Source organism: Mycobacterium sp. Root135 (assembly GCF_001426545.1).
GTDB lineage: Bacteria > Actinomycetota > Actinomycetes > Mycobacteriales > Mycobacteriaceae > Mycobacterium.
In genome coordinates this window covers 148767-166824 of sequence record NZ_LMEZ01000001.1, presented here as the reverse complement: position 1 = coordinate 166824, position 18058 = coordinate 148767, and the positions used below count along the sequence as shown (strand labels likewise).

The 18058-nt window shown below is 67.9% G+C and carries 16 protein-coding genes; 2 read left to right on the top strand and 14 right to left on the bottom strand.

All coding sequences use genetic code 11. The features are described from left to right. Window positions 1-39: 39 nt before the first annotated feature. Genes xypA through ASD37_RS00755 form a run of 10 tightly spaced genes read right to left on the bottom strand, consistent with a single transcriptional unit; the run spans window position 40 to window position 10485 of the window. The gene (xypA, locus tag ASD37_RS00800) at window positions 40-1089 is read right to left on the bottom strand and encodes a sugar ABC transporter xylitol/L-sorbitol-binding protein XypA (protein WP_056546672.1); all 1050 of its coding nucleotides are present in this window, start codon (window positions 1087-1089) and stop codon (window positions 40-42) included. 42 nt (window positions 1090-1131) lie between these two features. Further along, entirely contained in the window at window positions 1132-2181 is a 1050-nt protein-coding gene (locus ASD37_RS00795; protein ID WP_056546669.1) for a substrate-binding domain-containing protein, read from the bottom strand. A gap of 52 nt (window positions 2182-2233) precedes the next feature. Beyond that, window positions 2234-3271, bottom strand: coding sequence for an ABC transporter permease (locus ASD37_RS00790; RefSeq protein WP_056546666.1), 1038 nt, complete (start codon window positions 3269-3271; stop codon window positions 2234-2236). Next, window positions 3268-4809 (bottom strand): sugar ABC transporter ATP-binding protein, encoded by a 1542-nt coding sequence (locus ASD37_RS00785; RefSeq protein ID WP_056546663.1) that lies wholly within the window; start codon window positions 4807-4809, stop codon window positions 3268-3270. The genes ASD37_RS00790 and ASD37_RS00785 overlap by 4 nt, the downstream gene beginning before the upstream one ends. Further along, on the bottom strand, window positions 4806-5885 hold the full coding sequence (locus ASD37_RS00780; RefSeq protein WP_056546661.1) for a zinc-binding dehydrogenase: 1080 nt from the start codon (window positions 5883-5885) through the stop codon (window positions 4806-4808). Before ASD37_RS00780 ends, ASD37_RS00785 begins: the two co-directional genes overlap by 4 nt. Continuing rightward, window positions 5879-6661, bottom strand: coding sequence for an SDR family NAD(P)-dependent oxidoreductase (locus tag ASD37_RS00775; protein WP_056546658.1), 783 nt, complete (start codon window positions 6659-6661; stop codon window positions 5879-5881). Before ASD37_RS00775 ends, ASD37_RS00780 begins: the two co-directional genes overlap by 7 nt. Next, a complete protein-coding gene (locus ASD37_RS00770; RefSeq protein WP_056546655.1) occupies window positions 6658-7689 on the bottom strand; it encodes an NAD(P)-dependent alcohol dehydrogenase in 1032 nt (343 codons plus the stop codon). Before ASD37_RS00770 ends, ASD37_RS00775 begins: the two co-directional genes overlap by 4 nt. Then, window positions 7686-8324, bottom strand: coding sequence for a ribulose phosphate epimerase (locus ASD37_RS00765; RefSeq protein ID WP_056546652.1), 639 nt, complete (start codon window positions 8322-8324; stop codon window positions 7686-7688). The genes ASD37_RS00770 and ASD37_RS00765 overlap by 4 nt, the downstream gene beginning before the upstream one ends. Then, on the bottom strand, window positions 8321-9805 hold the full coding sequence (xylB, locus tag ASD37_RS00760) for a xylulokinase (RefSeq protein WP_056546649.1): 1485 nt from the start codon (window positions 9803-9805) through the stop codon (window positions 8321-8323). Before xylB ends, ASD37_RS00765 begins: the two co-directional genes overlap by 4 nt. Further along, a complete protein-coding gene (locus tag ASD37_RS00755) occupies window positions 9802-10485 on the bottom strand; it encodes an SIS domain-containing protein (RefSeq protein ID WP_235567933.1) in 684 nt (227 codons plus the stop codon). The genes xylB and ASD37_RS00755 overlap by 4 nt, the downstream gene beginning before the upstream one ends. 134 nt (window positions 10486-10619) lie before the next feature. Here ASD37_RS00755 and ASD37_RS00750 point away from each other — a divergent pair, with 134 nt between their 5' ends. Next, window positions 10620-11540 (top strand): sugar-binding transcriptional regulator, encoded by a 921-nt coding sequence (locus ASD37_RS00750; protein ID WP_056546647.1) that lies wholly within the window; start codon window positions 10620-10622, stop codon window positions 11538-11540. Between the two features lie 34 nt (window positions 11541-11574). Next, complete coding sequence (locus tag ASD37_RS00745) at window positions 11575-12309, top strand: GolD/DthD family dehydrogenase (protein WP_056546643.1); 735 nt, start codon at window positions 11575-11577, stop codon at window positions 12307-12309. Here ASD37_RS00745 and ASD37_RS00740 read toward each other — a convergent pair. From ASD37_RS00740 to ASD37_RS00725, 4 genes are read right to left on the bottom strand one after another with little or no spacing between them, the layout of a single operon-like run. Continuing rightward, window positions 12302-13300, bottom strand: a complete 999-nt coding sequence (locus ASD37_RS00740) for a LacI family DNA-binding transcriptional regulator (protein ID WP_162253208.1) — start codon at window positions 13298-13300, stop codon at window positions 12302-12304. The genes ASD37_RS00745 and ASD37_RS00740 overlap by 8 nt on opposite strands. A 5-nt stretch (window positions 13301-13305) precedes the next feature. Next, window positions 13306-14574: an alpha-hydroxy acid oxidase gene (locus ASD37_RS00735; protein ID WP_162253207.1), complete on the bottom strand. Its 1269-nt coding sequence runs from the start codon at window positions 14572-14574 to the stop codon at window positions 13306-13308. A 2-nt stretch (window positions 14575-14576) separates the two neighbouring features. After that, window positions 14577-16025, bottom strand: a complete 1449-nt coding sequence (locus ASD37_RS00730; RefSeq protein WP_056546640.1) for a rhamnulokinase family protein — start codon at window positions 16023-16025, stop codon at window positions 14577-14579. Beyond that, window positions 16022-18058, bottom strand: a complete 2037-nt coding sequence (locus tag ASD37_RS00725) for a bifunctional rhamnulose-1-phosphate aldolase/short-chain dehydrogenase (protein ID WP_056549569.1) — start codon at window positions 18056-18058, stop codon at window positions 16022-16024. The genes ASD37_RS00730 and ASD37_RS00725 overlap by 4 nt, the downstream gene beginning before the upstream one ends.

The following is an 18058-nucleotide window of genomic DNA, read 5'->3' as shown; positions in this document are numbered from 1 at the left end:
GGCCACGGATGTGGTCGGCCCCGTCTCATCGGAACTGCGTTACTGCTTCTTCTGTCCCGGAATGCCCTCGTAGGCGATGTCGCCGGTCTTCAGGTTCTGGGCGGTCAGCTCGCCGAGCCCGTCGAGGAACTTCTGGCGCTCGGTGACGACGTGCTGAATCGCGACGTCGACGTTGTCCTTGGTGATGGCGGGCATCACGTAGACGGGCGCCTTGTTGACCTCTTCCTTCTTGACCAGCGCGTTGGCCACGGCCAGTCCGGCGGACAGCTCCACGGTGCCGTTCTGCAGCGAGGTGCCGATGAACTCACCGCTCTTGACGGCGTTGAGGCCGTCCTCGATGCCGTCGATGCCCACGATCGGCACGTCGGTGCGGTTCGCTTCCTTCAGCGCCTGCAGGGCGCCGAGGCCCATGTCGTCGTTCTGGGACACGACGCCGTTGATCTGCGGTCCGAAACTGGAGACCCAGTTCTTCATCTTGTTGACCGCTTCGTCGCGCTTCCAGTTCGCGGTGTCCTTGGCCAGCACCTTGATGTCCGGGTACTTGGCCAGGACCTGGTCGATGCCCTTGCCGCGGTTGATCTCACCGGAACCGCCGAGCGGGCCCTGCAGGATGACGATGTTGCCCTTGCCACCGAGCTTGTCGGCCATCATCTGCATTTCCTGCGCACCGGCGGCGACGTCGTCGGGCTGCACGTTGCCCGCGAGGTCGGGGCTGTCGAGCGCGGCGTTGACGGCCAACAGCGGAATGCCCTTGGCCTTGGCGGCCTGGATCTGCGGGCCGAGCGAATCCGCTTGCACGGGAACGACGATGATCGCGGCGACGCCCTGGTTGATCAGGGAGTCGACCTGGCTGGCCTGGGTGGACACGTCGTTGTTGGCCGAGTTCCACACCAATTCGATGTTGTTGGCCTTGGCATAGGTGTCCATGCCCTCCTTGCCCGCGGTGATGAACGAGCTCATGTCGTACACCGTGACACCGATGCGGGTGGTGTCACTGTTGGCCGCGGTGTCGCCCGCGCCGCAGGCGGTCATGCCGAGCGTCAGCGCGCCCGCCGAGGCGATGACGCCTAGCTTGGTGGTCAGTCTCATCTATTCACTTTCTCCAATGGTGGTGTAACGGAAAGGGGTTGATCAGGGCTGCTTCTGGCCGGGGATTCCCTCGTAGGCGATGTCGCCGGTCTCGAGGTTCTTCTTGGTCAGCTCGGACAGTCCTGCCAGGAACTCTGCTCGCTTGGTGACGACGTGCTCGATCGCGACGTCAACGTTCGCCTGCGTGATCGCCGGCATGATGTAGACCGGGTTGGTGTTGACCTGCTCCTTCTTGGCCAGCGCGTTGGCGACTGCCAGACCGGCGGACAGCTCCACGGTGCCGTTCTGCAGCGACGTGCCGATGAACTCACCGCTCTTGACGGCGTTCAGCCCGTCCTCGATGCCGTCGATGCCGACGATCGGCACGTCGGTGCGACCGGCTTCCTTGAGCGCCTGCAGCGCGCCGAGGCCCATGTCGTCGTTCTCGGCGACCACGCCGGTGATCTGCGGCCCGAAGCCCGAGATCCAGTTCTTCGTCTTGTTGACCGCTTCGTCCCGCTTCCAGTTGGCGGTGTCCATCGCCAGCACCTTGATGTCCGGGTACTTGGCGAGGATGTTCTGAATGCCCTTGGTGCGGTCGAGTTCGCCGGACTGGCCGAGCGGACCCTGCAGAACGACGATGTTGCCCTTGCCGCCGAGCTTGTCGGCCATCATCTGCATTTCCTGCTCACCGGCCTTGACGTCGTCGGGCTGCACGTTGGCGGCGATGTCCTTGCTGTTGAGCGCGGCGTTCACCGGGACCAGCGGGATGCCCTTGGCCTTGGCCGAGGCCACCTGCGGGGCGAGCGAATCAGCCTGCACGGGAACGACGATGATCGCGGCGACGCCCTGGTTGATCATCTGGTCGACCTGGTTGGCCTGAGTGGAGACGTCGAGGTTCGCCGAGTTCCACACCAGCTCGATGTTGTTGTCCTTGGCGTACTGGTCCATCCCCTCCTTGCCCGCGGTGATGAACGAACTCATGTCGTACACCGAGACACCGATCCGGGTCTTGCCGCTCTGGGACTCGGTGTCACCCGCGCCGCACGCGGTCAGGCCCAAGCCCAACAGCCCTGCGGAGGCGACGGCGACGAACTTCGTTGTCAGTCTCATCTGGTCTCTCACTCTCGTTCGTTGATGTGAAATCGTGGTCGTGGACAAGGGATCATGTTCTTCGCCGGGTCGACCACACGTCGACCGCGACCGCTGCGACGATCAGCACACCCTTGATCACGTCCTGCCAGTAGGCGGGCACGACGAGGATGTCCAAGCCGTTGTTCAGCGTCTGAATGATGAAGAGGCCCAGCACCGTTCCCCAGATGGTGCCGCGGCCACCCATCAGGCTGGCGCCGCCGATCACCACCGCGGCGATGGCGTCGAGCTCGTAGCCCTGCCCCAGGTTCGGAGGCCCGGAGATGACGCGGGACGACAGCATCACCCCGGAGATTCCGGCCAGCAGACCCGACAGTGCGTAGACGCTGAACAACACGTTCTTGGCGTTGATGCCGGCGATTTCTGCGGCGTTGCGGTTGCCGCCGACGGCGTAGACGCGCATGCCGTAGGTGGTCCGCTTCATCACGATCGCCAGCACGATGATGCCCAGGATCATGACGACGACGGGGATGGTCAGACCGAAGATCTTCGTGTTGGCGATGGAACCGAATTCGGCGGGCAGGCCGTTGATCGGGGCACCGCCACCGATCACGTAGGCAAGACCCGAGCCCGCGGTCAACGTGCCCAACGTCGCGATGAACGGTGGAACGTTTATTCGGGACACCAGGATTCCGTTGATGGAACCGACCGCAAGGCCGACGACCATCGCCACGGCGACGGTCATCCACACCTGACCGGGGTTGGCCTTCGCGGTTGCCGCACCCGCCATGGCCGACACCGCGATCACCGAGCCCACCGACAGGTCGATGCCGCCGGTGAGCACCACCAGCGTCTGACCCAGAGCGATGAGGGCGAACGGCGCGGCCGCCACCAGGATGGTCAGCAGGTTGTCGACGGTGCCGAAACGTGCACTGCGGTAGCTGAAGTAGGCGATCACCAACAGCATGATGATGACCATCGAGTAGCGAAGCGCGATGCCGCCGATCCACTCGCGGGAGAACAGCCGCACGGGCTCCCCCGTGATCGGCGACGTGACGACCGGCGTACTACCGGATGGCTCCGGCGTCGTGGTGTCGACTGGGGTGGTCACGATTGTTCCTCCGGGTCGGGATGTTGGACGTGTTTGGGGCCGTCGAGTGCAGTCGCCATCCGGAACACGGATTCCTGCACCGCCGGATGGTCGAGGGCGTCGCGGTCGAGCTCGCCGACGAAGGTGCCGTCGCGCATGACGAAGGCGCGGTGGGACAGCCCGATGATCTCCGGCATGTCCGACGACGCCATCAGCACCGCCATGCCGGCTTCGGCGAATTCGGTGATGATGCGGTAGATCTCGCTGCGCGCACCGACGTCGACCCCGCGGGTCGGCTCGTCGAGCAGCAGCACGTTGACGTCGCCGGTCAACCAGCGGGCCAGCACGACCTTCTGCTGGTTGCCGCCCGAGAGCGTTCCGACGAGCTGGCCCATTCCGCTGCTGCGCAGGCGCACGGACTTCATCACGTCGGAGACGGCCGTGGTGCGGGACTTGCCCTTCAGCCAGCCCGCAACGCTGAACGACGACAGTCGCGGCAGCGATCCGTTGTCGAGCACGCTCATCGACAGCACGACCCCGGAGATCTTGCGGTCCTCGGGCACCATTGCCATGCCCGCGGTGATGGCGGCCGCCGGCGCGTTGCGCTTGACCGTGTTGCCCCGCACGACGATCTCACCGGAGCTGGTGTGCCTGGCGCCGAAGATGGCCTCCAGCAGCTCCGTTCGGCCCGCGCCGACCAGCCCGGCCAGTCCGACGATCTCGCCGGAGCCGACCGTGAACGACACGGGTTCCGAGGCGCCGTCGACCTGCAGGTCGCGCACCTCGAGCACGGCGTCGGACTTGGGCGCCACCCGATCGGGGAACAACCCGTTGAGTTCTCGGCCGATCATCGCGGTCACGATGTCGTCGTCGGTGACCTCGGCGAGCGGCTCGTCGAGGATCAGCCCGCCGTCGCGAAGGACCACCACGCGGTCGGCGATCGCACGAATTTCGGCCATCTTGTGGGTGGTGTAGACCATCGCTACGCCGTGTTCACGCAGCCGCCGGACGATGCCGTAGAGCCCCTCGACCTCACGCTCGGAGATGGCAGAGGTGGGCTCGTCGAGCATGACGACTTGAGCGCCAGTCCGGGCTGCCTTGACGATCTCCACGATCTGCCGGAGACCGACGGGCAGGCTGCCCATCCGGGCGGTCGGCGAGATGTCCACGCCGAACACCGCAAGGGCTTCCTTCGCCTCACCGATCATCGCCTTGCGGTTCAGGAACGGCCCAGTCTTGATTTCCCGTCCCACGAAGAGGTTTTCGTAAACCGTCATGTCCTCGATGGACGCCAGCTCCTGCGGCACGATCGCCACGCCGTGGCGAACCGCATCGCGCGGGTTGCCGGGTGTCAGGTGGGTGCCCGACACCGTGACCGTTCCCCCGTCGGCGCTGTACTGCCCGCTGACGATCTTCATCAGCGTCGACTTGCCTGCACCGTTCTCGCCGGCCAGCGCGGTGACCGTCCCCGGCTCGAGGTTCAGGGTGATGCCCTTGAGCACCGGGACACCGCCGAAACTCTTGGTGATGTCGGCACATTCGAGGATCGCCGAGCTCATCTCACACTTCCCGTCGCTTCGCTCGCCCCACCAATGCTCACCAGTACCTTCACATTCTCAGGGTCCATCGACGCCCCGAACGCCTCCGCGGAGTGTTCGAAGTCGTAGCGAGCCGTGATGATCTCGTCGACGGGAACGGCACCCGAGGACAGCAGGTCCATCGCGGCGGTGTAGTCCTCGCGGACGTACATCAGACTGCCGATCAGGGCAATCTCGCGATCCTGGATCAGGTCCAAGCGAACCGGGACGGCACCGGCCGCGACGCCGACGACCATCACGGCGCCACCCTTGTCGACCAGCTCGATCGCCTGGGCCACCGAGCTCTCCCTGGCCACGCAGTCGACCACGACGGCGGCGGGACCACCGAGCAGGGCCAGCGCCGAGGTGACCGCATCGGGTGCGGTGGGGTCGAAAGTGCCTGCCGCACCAAGCCGTTCGGCTCGCTCTCGCTTGGAGTCCAGCAGGTCGGCGACCACGACCTTGGCCCCGGCGTCGCGCAGTGCCAGCAGCACGAACAGACCAATCGGGCCTGCCCCGATCACCACGACGGGGCGATCCCGCAGATCGCCGACCGTCTCGGCGGCGCGGCGGACGGCGTGCACCGGGGTGGCCAGCGGCTCGATGAGGATTGCGTGGTCGTCGTCGAGCGCGGGGTCCAGTGCGATGACCCGGTCGACGGCGACGGTGAAGCTGTCGGCCAGGCCGCCGGGGGTCTGACAGCCGAGCACCAGCAGTTCCTGGCAGATGTTGTATCGGCCTGCCCGGCACTGCGTGCAGTGCCCGCAGGCGAGGTTGGGCTCCACGACGACGCGGGTCCCGACCCAGGAGTCGTCCACTCCGGCACCCACGGCGTCGACGACGCCGATCACCTCGTGCCCGGGGCGGTACGGCAGGTCGATGAACGGGTGATGACCGCACGCCGCGTGCGTATCCGATCCGCAGATGCCGACGACGGTGCCGCGGATGCGGACCTCGCCAGCCTCGGGACCGGCCTCGGGCACCGTCTCGAAGACGATGTCGTCGATCGCGTTGACGACGACGCGGCGATTTGCCCCGGGGGCAGCCGGGCTCACCATGCGGTGTACCCGCCGTCGGCGACGAGAACCGATCCCGTGATGAACGACGCGGCGTCGCTGGCGAGGAAGACCACGCTCGGAGCGATCTCCTCGGGCATCGCGTAGCGCTGCTGAGGTGCGTCGTCGATCCAGTACCGCTTGAGGTCGGGTCGGTCGACCGGTGCCATCTCCGTCTTGCAGTAGCCGGGAGCCACGGCGTTGACGCGGATGCCCAGCGGACCCCATTCGGCGGCAAGCGATTTGGTGAGGTGGTGCACCGCCGCCTTCGACGCGTTGTACGCCGGCTGCATCTGCGGCCGGTTGACGATCAGGCCGGACATCGACCCGATGTTGACCACCGAACCCGATCCACGCTCACGCATGTGGGCGCCGACTGCCAGCGAACAGGCCCACAGCGCCTTGACGTTCAGGTCGAACACGTCGTCCCACTGCTGTTCGGTGACGTCCCAGGAGTCGGCGTGATAGCAGGTGCCCGCGTTGTTGACCAGGACGTCGACGTGTCCGAGCGCCTCGACGGCCTCGGCGGTCATCCTGGCGACGTCGTCGGCCTTGGTGATGTCGGCGGTGATCGGGTGCATCGTGTGCCCCTCGGCCGCCGCCTCCGCCACGACCGTCGCGTTGCGCTCGGCGCTGCGGCCCGCGATGGCCACGGTGGCGCCCGCTTCGGCCAAACCGAACGCGAACGCCCGCCCGAGTCCCTGGTTGCCGCCGGTGACCAGCGCGGTGCGGCCGGTCAGGTCGAATGGAGAGCGCTTGGTCGCTTCCGAACTCGTCATGATGGCACCACGATCGACTTGAGGCTGGCGGGATCTGTGTCGCTGTCGAGGGCCTCGCCGACGTGTTCCAGGTCGTACCTGCCGGTCACCATCCCGTCGAGGTCGACGGCGCCGGACGCCACCAAATGGATTGCCGCAGGCCAGGTGTCGGTGTAGCGGAACACCCCGGTCACGTTGATCTCCATGTTCTGGATGTGGCCGATGGGCAACGGGTAGTCGCCGGAGCCCATCCCGACCAGCACGACGTAGCCGGCCGGGCCGACGGCCTTGATGCCGCTGGTGACCGCCGGAGCGGCGCCACTAGCGTCGATGAACACGTCGACCTGAGGATCGAGTGCGGCGACGTCGTCGACCATCGGATCGAGGACCTCGGTTGCCCCGAAGCGCAGCACGGCCTCGCGCCGCGATTCGAGCGGGTCCGACACGACGACGCGGGAGGCACCGAAGGCGCGCGCGGCCTGCGCGCAGATCACGCCGATCGGTCCGGCACCGGCGATGAGCACCGAGGTGCCCGGCGCGACGTGAGCCTTGCGCATCGTGGTCACGGCGACCGACAGCGGCTCCAGCAGGGCGGCGGCCTCGTCGGACATGGAATCGGGTACCGGGTGGGCGAATTCGGCGTCGATGACGACGTAGCGGCAGAACGCGCCGTCGATCGGCGGGGTGGCGTAGAACTCCATGTACGGGCACAGGTTGTAGCGACCCGCCATGCACTGCTTGCACCGGCGGCACGGGTGCTGCGGCTCGACGGCCACGCGCTGTCCAACCCGCGTCGGGTCGACCTGGTCGCCGACGGCGGCGATGCGGCCCGCCAGTTCGTGCCCGAGGATCATCGGGTCCTCGACGACGAAGTCGCCGATGCGGCCGTGGCGGTAGTAGTGCACGTCGGAGCCACAGACGCCGACGGCGGCCACCTCAACCAGGACCTCGTGGGCCCCCGGCGTCGGGACGGGCCGGTCCTCGATCTTCAGCGTTCCGACGCCGGTCATCACACTCGCGCGCATCGTGTCGGAAATGGTCTCGGTCATATTGCTTCCCTTCGTTCGGAGGTCAAGAGGGCCCGGCCGACGACTATCTGCTGAACACCGGCTGCTGCGCACAAGGGCGCGATCTCCTCGGTGACCCCGCCGTCGACGGCAACGGGTAGTTCGAATCTGGTGGTGCAGGCGGTGACGAGGCTCAGTCGCTCGAGTCCGCAGCGGTCCTTGGTACCGGGTTCGATGAGCATCACCAGGACACCGTCGGGTTCGGCGGGCCATTGCGGATCGGCGAGCCCGTCCCATTCCCGCCACACCGCGATCCACGCCGAGCCACCGGCGGCGCGGATGGCGTGCGCCCGCTCGGACGTGAAGGCCTGCCACGGCAGGAACACCGCACCGGGGTGGAGAGCCAGGATCTTCGGGAGCACGGCGTCGACGAAGTCGGCCGAGCCGATCAGGTGGACGCCGATCTTCTGGCGGTCGACGGCCGTCGAGATCATCTGCAGCTCAGCCAGACTCACACCGGCGGGCAAGCCCTCCGACACCGCCATGACGTCGACGTGGACGTCGAGCCCCGTGTCGGCCAACGTGAGCGCGGCGGCGACGCGAGCGTCCGTCGCGGAGTACACCGAACCTGCGAGCAGACCGGGAAAGTCGCGATGCCATGGTGCCAATGCGATCATCGATCGCCTCCGTCCAGTAGCGGCGACGCCGCGAGCGACGCCCATCGCGCCCTCAGGGCGGGAAGATCCCTGCCCTGCGAACGTGGTTCCACGCGGGTCCTGGCATCGGGCAGCCACCGCTTGGCCAGGTCGACGAGCCCGGCCCGGTCGGCATGGGAGGCCACCGCAGCGGCCTGGATGCAGGCGCCCCGCGCGGTCGCTTCGTCGACGTCGGGCACCGTGACCTCGTCGCCGAGCAGATCGGCCAGCAGTTGCAGCGTCGCGGGTGAGCGGGCTCCCCCACCGACTGCCGTTGCGGCACCGGTCATTTCGACACCGCATGCGAGCAGACTGTCGCGGCCGGACATGAGTGACAGCAGCGGACCTTCGACGAAGGCGCGCGCCAGTTCCTCGCGGGTGCTGACCGACGTGAGGTCGGCGATGGCGCCGCGGGCGTCGGGCCGGTCCGGGGTGCGTTCCCCGTCCAGGAACGGCACCAGCACGGGACCCTGGGTCGGCCCCGCCGCCAGTGCGAGCGCGGAGATCCCGGCCAGGTCGGTGCCGAGCAGCACCGCCGCGCGGTCGACGACCCGGGCGGCGTTGAGGGTGCTCATCAACGGCAGATACCCGCCCGTCATGTCCGCGACACCGTCGACGGCACCGGTCGTGTCGAAGACCGGACCCCGCGAGGACGTCGCCACCACGCCCGAGGTGCCGATGCTGAAGTACTGGTCTCCGTCGGTCAGGCCCAGCCCGAGGTAGGCCGCATGCTGGTCGCCACCGCCCGGCCCGACCACCACGTCGTCCCCGATACCGAGCAGAGCCGCCCTGGCGGGCAACACCCGGCCCGCCGCATCGGTGGGTCCGAGCACGGTCGGCAGTTTGGCGGCCCAGTCCCTCGGCCCGGCCGCCACCTCGAGGTAGGACGGAATCCACTGTCCCTCAACGGCGTCGAAGTACCCGGTGCCGGACGCCTCCGAGCGATCGGTCACCTTTTCCCCGGTCAACCAGAACGTCAGGTAGTCGTGCGGCAGGAGCATGGTGTCGACCCGGTCCAGCAGCCCTGGCTCGTGCTCGGCGACCCACGCCAGCTTGGCGATGGTGAAGGCGGCGGTCGGCAACGTGCCGATCCGCATGACCCAGTGGCGGGCACCGATGCGCTCGACGAGGCGCGCGAGGTTGGGCGCCCCGGTCGTGTCGTTCCACAGCTTGGCGGCGCGGAGCACCTCGCCCTGCGCGTCGAGCAGCACCAGGCCGTGGCATTGCGCCGCAACGGAAATCGCCCGGATGTCGGCCCGCTCGGCGCACGCGGCCATGGCCTGGTTCGCGGCGGCGACCAGCGCGGCGACCCAGTCACGTGGATGCTGCTCACTGCACGGAGGAAAGGCGGGCGGGTGCGGGGCGGCGCCCGACCCGAGGATCTTCCCCGAGGCCAGGTCACGGATCTCGACCTTGCACGATTGCGTCGACGAGTCGACGCCCATTACCGCCGGTGTGGTCATGCGCCGCGCACCACCGGTGCCGACTCGTCGCCGGAACGGTGGCCACGGGCACCGACGCCACCGGCCGGATGACCGTCGACGACGTCGCGGAGGGTGTGACCGCGCATCGACATGGTCACGACGGCCACCGCGTCACTCCATGCGCCGACGGCGAGGGTGCTCGCCATCGCGATCATGTCGCCGGGATCGGCGTCGGACGGCGTCGGCGGCAGCGCGGCGACGCTGCTCGCCGCCGTCGCGAAGGGTGAGTCGGGGCTCTCGGTGACGGCGACGACGTGGATGCCGCGACGACCGAGACGCTCGACGAGGCTGGTGAGCTCGTTGCTTTGGCCCGTCTTCGAGATCGCGACGACGAGATCCGACGGCGTGATCGCGCCCATCCCGCCGTGTAGCGCATCCATCGAGGGCAGGTACACCGCGGGTGTGCCGCAGACCGAGAGCAGGTGAGCGAGGCGTTCGGCCATGATGCCCGAGGTGCCGGAGCCGGTGGTGACGACTTTGCCTGCGACGGCGATCATCTGGTGGGCGACGGTGACGATGCTGGACTCGACCGTTCCGACGAGCGCCGCAATCGCGGCGGACTCTCGGGACAGCACCTCACCGGCGAGGTCAGCCAGGCCTTCGTCCTTAAAAGCACTGTCGGCCAGGCCTTCGTTGTCGAGGCCTTCGTCGCTGCTCAACTGTTCAACCCCGCCGCTAGTGAGATTCCTGTGTGATGTGGATCATGCAATGCGTATGCTCACATGTCAATGTCTCTGCACATATGTGCAAGACGGGGTGAGCCTAGCGGCTCAGGAGTCACGGGAGGCGACCCATGGGGCCCGACGAGCTGTTCCAGCGCGCGGTCATCGCCCGTCGCTATTACCTGGAGGGCCGCACGAGAATTCAGATCGCCGAGGAGTTCGGGCTGTCCCGCTTCAAGGTCGCCAGAATGCTCGACGAGGCACTCGAGTCCGGCATGGTGGAGATCAAGATTCACAACCCCGGTGCCGTCGACGTCGAACTGTCGACGGCCCTGCAACGCCAATACGGACTCGAGCACGCCTACGCCGTCTCCGCGGACTCGACCAACGCCGCCGATCACGTCGACGCCGTCGCGAAGGCGATGGCCGAACTGTTGCAGTCGATCCTCCGCGACGGAGACGTCGTCGGCGTCGACTGCGGCCGCACCCTGACCCACATCGCGCCGTACCTGACGTCGTTACCCCGTTGCGACGTCGTACAACTCACGGGCATGGCCGGGCCCATCACCTCCAACGGCACCGACCTCGTCCGGCGCGTCAGCGAAGTCAGCGGTGGCGACTCCTGGCCGCTGTACGCCCCGCTGGTGGTCACCGACGCCCGCACCGCGCGGAGTCTCGGCGACACTCCACAGATCCGCGAGACCACCGCCCGCCATTCGTCGGTCAGCTGCGCCATCGTCTCGGTCGGCGCCTGGACGGAGGGTGCTTCCCAGGTGTACGACTCGTTGACCGCCGACGAGACCGCCGCTCTCGACGCGGCAGGCGTGTGTGCCGAGACCTGCGCCCTGCTCTTGGACGCGGAAGGCCAGCGTGTCCCTGGACTCGACGAGCGCCGGATGGGAATCGACGAGGCGGTGTTGCGCGCGATCCCCACCAGAATCGCCATCGCGGCCGGCAAGGAAAAGGCCGCCGCCACCCAAGCCGTCCTCAACTCTGGCCTGGTGTCCTCGTTGGTCACCGACATCGACATCGCCACAGCAGTTCTCAATTGATCATGACCACCACTGACGAGGAGAGATGAGAGACATGCCCGACGCAACCGAACCCACCGTGGACTTCGACTTCCGGCTGACCGATCGGGTGGCCCTGGTTACCGGCGGCGCATCCGGGATCGGGGCGGCCATCGCGGCGGCCTTCGCGACCAAGGGCGCAACTGTCGCCGTCGCGGATCTCGCCACCGACGGCGGATACACCTGCGACGTCTCAGACCCCGAATCGGTCGAGAGCACCGTGGCGGCCGTCATCGCCGACCACGGCAAGATCGACATCCTGGTCAACAGCGCCGGCATCGCGAGACTCGCACCCGCCGAAGAGATTTCACTCGTCGACTGGGATTCGACGATGGCCGTCAACCTCAAGGGCACCTTCCTGATGTGTCAGGTCGTCGGCAGGCACATGCTGGCCGCAGGCCGTGGCGCAATCGTCAACATGGCATCCCAAGCCGCCAGCGTCGCCATCGAGGAACACGTCGCCTACTGCGCGTCGAAGTTCGGCGTCCTCGGCATCACGAAGGTGCTCGCCACGGAATGGGCGGGCCGTGGCGTGCGGGTCAACAGCATCTCCCCGACCGTGGTGCTGACCGATCTCGGCATCAAGGCGTGGGACAACCCGAAGGGTGACGCGCTCAAGAAGCTGATCCCCACCGGGCGCTTCGCCTATCCCGACGAGATCGCCGCTGCGGCAATCTACTTGGCCTCCGACGCCGCGGCCATGGTCAACGGTGCGGACCTCGTCATCGACGGCGGCTACACCATCAAGTAGTCGAGGCGCGCTCCACCAGCTCCGGACGGAACATCACGTGGTTGGGCTCGGCCTTCGGCGACTCCGAGAAGGCCATCAGAAGGTCGAGCGCCGTGGCCCCGATGTCCGCACTGGGCTGGCGGATCGACGACAGTGGCACCGCCGCCGACCGGGCGAAGTCGATGTCGTCGTAGCCAATCAGCGCGACGTCGCCGGGGACGCTCACTCCGCTGCCGGCCAAGGCCTGCAACATCCCGATCGCCAACAGGTCGTTGGCGCAGAAGATCGCATCGGGTCGCTGCTCGGCCGGGCGGGCGCACAACCGCTCCCCCGCCGCGCGACCTGCAAGCACGCTGGCTTCGTCGGTGGGCACCACTTCCAGTGTCGTGCCGGGAAATTCGTCGACCGCCGCCCGCGCGCCGGCCAGCCGGTCGGCGACCTGCCGCAGGCCGAGGGGCCCACCGACGTAGGCGATGCGACGGCGTCCGCGCTCGCACAGATGGTGCGCCGCGAGCCGGCCACCGGCGACGTCGTCGACCGCCACCGAGGGGAATGGCGTCCCCGTGCCGTCACGGTCCACCAGCACGACGGGCACACCACGTCCCTGCAACACGACCAGGCGGTCGAGGTCCTCTCCGACCGGTGAAATCAGCAGGCCGAAGACGCGTTGCTCCTCGAACGTGTCCAGATAATTCCGTTCACGCCGGGGGTCGTCGTCCGAGGTTCCCAGCAGTACGACCAAATTGTGTTGTGCCGCACGATTTTCCGCGGATCGCGCCACGTCTGTGAAGAACGGGTTTCCGACGTCGAGGACCAACAGCCCCACACACCGGGACTGGCCGGCCCGCAATTGGCGAGCGGCGTCGTTGCGGACGAAGCCCAACTTCTCGATCGCGGCGTGCACCCGCGCGACGGTGGCTGGCGCAACTCGTTCCGGGGCGTTGAGCACGTTGGACACCGTGCCGACGGAGACCGAGGCCGCCGCGGCGACGTCACGAATCCCGGCGGCCACCGCGGTTAGACCCTCGTCGTCGGTTGCCGCGGCGCCAGGCGCTCCAGCTGCGTGACGTGGGCGGGGGTGAGCTCCTCGAGTGAGTTCACGCCCAGCAAGCGCATAGTCCGCTCGACCTGATCGGACAGGATCTCGATGGCCCGGTTGACGCCCGCCTCGCCGCCCGCCATCAACCCGTAGAGGTAGGCCCGCCCGATCAACGTGAACCGTGCGCCCATCGCGATCGCGGACACCACGTCGGCACCCGACATGATGCCGGTGTCCAGGTGCACCTCGACGTCCTTCCCCACCTCGCGGACCACCTCGGGCAACAGGTGGAACGGAATGGGCGCCCGGTCGAGTTGGCGGCCACCGTGATTGGACAGCAGCACCGCGTCGACGCCCAGGTCGGCAACGGCCCGTGCGTCGGCGACAGTTTGCACGCCCTTGACCACGAACTTGCCCGGCCACTGCGACTTGATCCACGCGAGGTCCTCGAACGTCACCGTGGGGTCGAACATCGTGTCCAGCAACTCCGCGACGGTGCCCGACCACCGGTCGAGCGACGCGAAAGCCAGCGGCTCGGTGGTCAGGAAGTCGATCCACCACTGCGGGCGCGGCAGCGCGTTGGCGACGGTCCGCAGGGTCAGCGCCGGCGGGATGGACATGCCGTTGCGCTTGTCGCGCAAGCGAGCACCGGCGACGGGCACGTCGACGGTGACCAGCAACGTGTCGTAGCCCGCGGCCACCGCACGCTCGACCAACGCCATCGACTTGTCGCGGTCCTTCCACATGTACAGCTGAAACCAGTTGCGCCCCAGCGGGTTCGCGGCCTTGACGTCCTCGATGGCGGTGGTGCCCATCGTCGACAGGGAGAACGGGATGCCCGCCCGGGCGGCGGCATGCGCACCGGCGATTTCACCCTCGGTGTGCATCATCCTGGTGAACCCGGTGGGCGCGATCCCGAACGGCAGCGCCACCGGCGCGCCGAGCACGTCCCAGCCGGTGCTCACCTTCGACACGTCCCGAAGAATGGCCGGGTGGAACTCGACGTCGGAGAACGCCTGCCGCGCCCTGGCGATCGACAGCTCGGCCTCGGCCGAGCCGTCGGTGTAGTCGAACGCCGCCCGCGGGGTGCGCCGCTTGGCGATGCGGCGCAGGTCCTCGATGGTCAGCGCCTTGTCGAGCCGACGTTTGGTGGCGTCGAACTCCGGCTTCTTGAACTGCATCAGCGGTGCCAGGTCATGCCTGCTTGGCAACCGTCGCCTGGTCAAGTGGTTCGTCGAGTCGCTCATCGTCATACCCTTCCTGCCGGAGCCCGTCGAGGCTCGAAGCGTTCCGTGGGCAACGTGGTGGCCATCGTCGCACGTAGGTCGTCGAGGTCACCACGCAGCAGGCCATGCGCACGCGCCTGCAGCAGCACGTTGCCGATCGCGGTGGCCTCTACTGGGCCGGCGACCACCGGTCTGTTTACCCGGTTGGCGACCAGCTGACACAGCAGCCGGTTCCTCGCCCCGCCGCCGACCAGATGGACGGTTTCGACGGGCACTCCGGTCAGGGCGGCCGACTGTTCGACGCCCCTTGCGAACCCGGCGGCGAGACTCTCGACGATCGCGCGGGCCATCTCGGGGCGACTCTCCGGCGCAGGCAGACCGCGTTCGCCGTACCACGCCGCGATCCGACCGGGCATGTCCCCTGGTTCGACGAACCGCGGGTCGTCTCCGTCGAAGACCTCGGCGGGCGGCGGGCAGGCCGCGGCCTGCTCCAGCAGCACGGGCAGGTCGACGCGGGAGCCGTCGCGCTCCCAGTGCCGCACCGATTCGCTGAGCAACCAGAGACCCATCACGTTGCGCAGGAAGCGGATTCGCCCGTCGGCACCCACTTCGTTGGTGAAGTTGGCGGTCCTGGCTTCGGCACTCATCACCGGCGCGCCCAGCTCAACCCCGACCAGCGCCCAGGTGCCGCAGGAGACGTAGGCCGCCGACGCCGCGTCCATTGGAATGGCGGCGACGGCAGAGGCGGTGTCATGGGAGGCCACGGTGGTCACCCGAAGACCGGTGCCGAACCCCACCCGATCGGCAAGGTCGGGCAGCACGGTCCCGAGCTCGGCACCGGGCTCGGCAAGATGGGGGAACAGACCTCCCGGCAGGCCGAGCATCGACTCCAGCTCGGTGTCCCACGTGCCGTCGACGCCGAGCAGCCCAGTCGTCGAGGCGTTGGTCCGCTCCGTCGCGGCGCGCCCGGTCAGCCAGTAGCCGATCAGGTCGGGCACAAGAAGGGCGGTGTCGGCAAGGTCGAGCAGACCCTCGAGCCTGTCGGCGGCCAACTGGAACATTGTGTTGAATGCCATGAACTGCAGCCCGTTGCGCGCGTGGATGCGCTCCTGCGGCAGCGTCTCGTGCACGGCGTCGGCGCCGAGTGCGCACCGGGCGTCGCGGTAGTTGTACGGCAGCCCAAGCAGTTTGCCGTCGCGCAGCAAGCCGTAGTCGACCGCCCACGAGTCCACCCCGACGCTTGTCACGTCGGGTGCGACGCGACTCGCCTCGGCCAGACCCGTGCACACGTTGCCGAACAAACCGGGCAGATCCCAGTGCATCGCCGTGCGCCGACCGTTCCAGAGGTAGACCGGGTCGTTGGCGAACCGGTTGATCTGGCGCATCTCAAGGGTGCCGGGCCCGACGTCGGCCAGCATGACCCGGCCGCTGGTGGCACCGAGGTCGACTGCGACGAACCGGCCGGTCTTCATCGGAGGAAAGCCGCCGCCACGCCCGCATCCACCGGCACGTGCAACCCGGTCGTATGCGAGAAGTCCGAGGTGCACAGCGCGAACGCCGCATTGGCGATGTTCTCCGGCAGCACTTCCCGTTTCAGCAGAGTGCGCTGAGCGTAGTAGGCGCCAAGCTCTTCCTCCGGCACGCCGTAGACCGCGGCCCGCTTGGCGCCCCAGCCACCCGCGAAGATGCCGGATCCACGGACGACGCCGTCGGGGTTGATGCCGTTGACCTTGATGCCGTGCTCGCCCAGTTCTGCGGCCAGCAACCGCACCTGGTGCGCCTGGTCCGCCTTCGTCGCCGAGTAGGCGATGTTGTTGGGGCCGGCGAACACCGAATTCTTCGACGAGATGTAGATGATGTCCCCGCCGAGCTTCTGGTCGATCAACGCGCGGGCCGCGGCCTTCGAGACCAGGAACGAGCCGCGGGCCATCACGTTGTGCTGCAGGTCCCAGTCGGCCGCCGTGGTTTCCAGCAGCGACTTCGACAGCGAAAGGCCGGCGTTGTTGACCACGATGTCGATCCCGCCGAACGCCAGCACGGTCGCGTCCACTGCGGCCTGCACGGCCGCCTCGTCGGTGACGTCCGCGGCGATCCCGATCGCCACGTCGGTGGTGCCGATCTGTTCGGCTGCGGCACTGGCCTTCTCGGCGTCCAAATCGGCGATGACGACGCATGCACCCTCGGCCGCCAGACGTTCGGCGATGGCCTTGCCGATGCCCGAGGCGGCGCCGGTGACCAGTGCGATGCGGGTTGCCAACGGCTTCGGCTTGGGCATCCGCGCAAGCTTGGCCTCCTCGAGCGCCCAGTACTCGATGCGGAACTTCTCCGCTTCGTCGATGGGGGCGTAGGTCGAGATGGCCTCCGCACCACGCATCACGTTGATCGCGTTGAGGTAGAACTCCCCCGCGACGCGCGCGGTCTGCTTGTCCTTGCCGTAGCTGAACATTCCGACGCCGGGAATCAGCACGATCGCCGGGTCGGCACCGCGCATCGCGGGCGACTCGGGCGAGGCGTGCCGCTCGTAATAGCCGGCGTAGTCGGCGCGGTACTGCTGGTGCAGTTCGGTCAACCTGGCCTTGGCGTCGTCCACTGACGCGTCCGCGGGCAGGTCGAGCACCATCGGCTTGACCTTGGTGCGCAGGAAGTGGTCCGGACAACTGGTGCCCAGCGCGGCCAACCTGGGATGCTCACTGCTGGAGAGGAATTCGAGCACTCGCGGGTCGTCGGTGAAATGACCCACCTGCGGCTTGTCGGCCGAAGCGAGGCCGCGGATGAACGGGGCCAGCTCGGCGGCCTTGGCGCGGCGCGCGTCGTCGGGCAGCGCTCCGTAGCCGTCCACCGGCGAACCGAAGGGCTGGGGTCGACCGTTGGCGTCCAGATACCGCTGCACCGTGTCGATGATCTCCAGGGAGCGTGCCTCGGCCTCTGCCGACGTGTCGCCCCACGCGGTGATGCCGTGACCACCGAGGATGGTGCCGATCGCCTGCGGGTTGTGCGCCTTGATCTCGGCGATGTCGAGGCCCAGCTGGAAACCTGGCCTGCGCCAGGGGATCCACACCACGCGGTCGCCGAAGATCTGCTTGGTCAGCGCCTCGCCGTCGGCGGAGGTGGCCAACGCGATGCCCGAGTCGGGGTGCAGGTGGTCGACATGAGCCGCGTCGACCAGACCGTGCATCGCGGTGTCGATCGACGGGGCCGCGCCACCCCGTCCGTGCAGGCAGTAGTCGAAGGCCGCGACCATTTCGTCCTCGCGCTCGACGCCGGGGTAGACGTCGACGAGCGCGCGCATGCGGTCCAGCCGCAGGACGGCCAGGCCGTTCTCGGTCAGGGTGCCGAGGTCACCGCCGGAACCCTTGACCCACAACAGGTCTACGGGTGCGCCGGTCACGGGGTCCACCTCGGAGCCCTTGGCCGAGGTGTTGCCTCCGGCGTAGTTGGTGTTCTTCGGGTCGGAGCCCAGTCGGTTGGATCGGGCGATCAGCTCGGCGACGGTTGGATTCGTCAT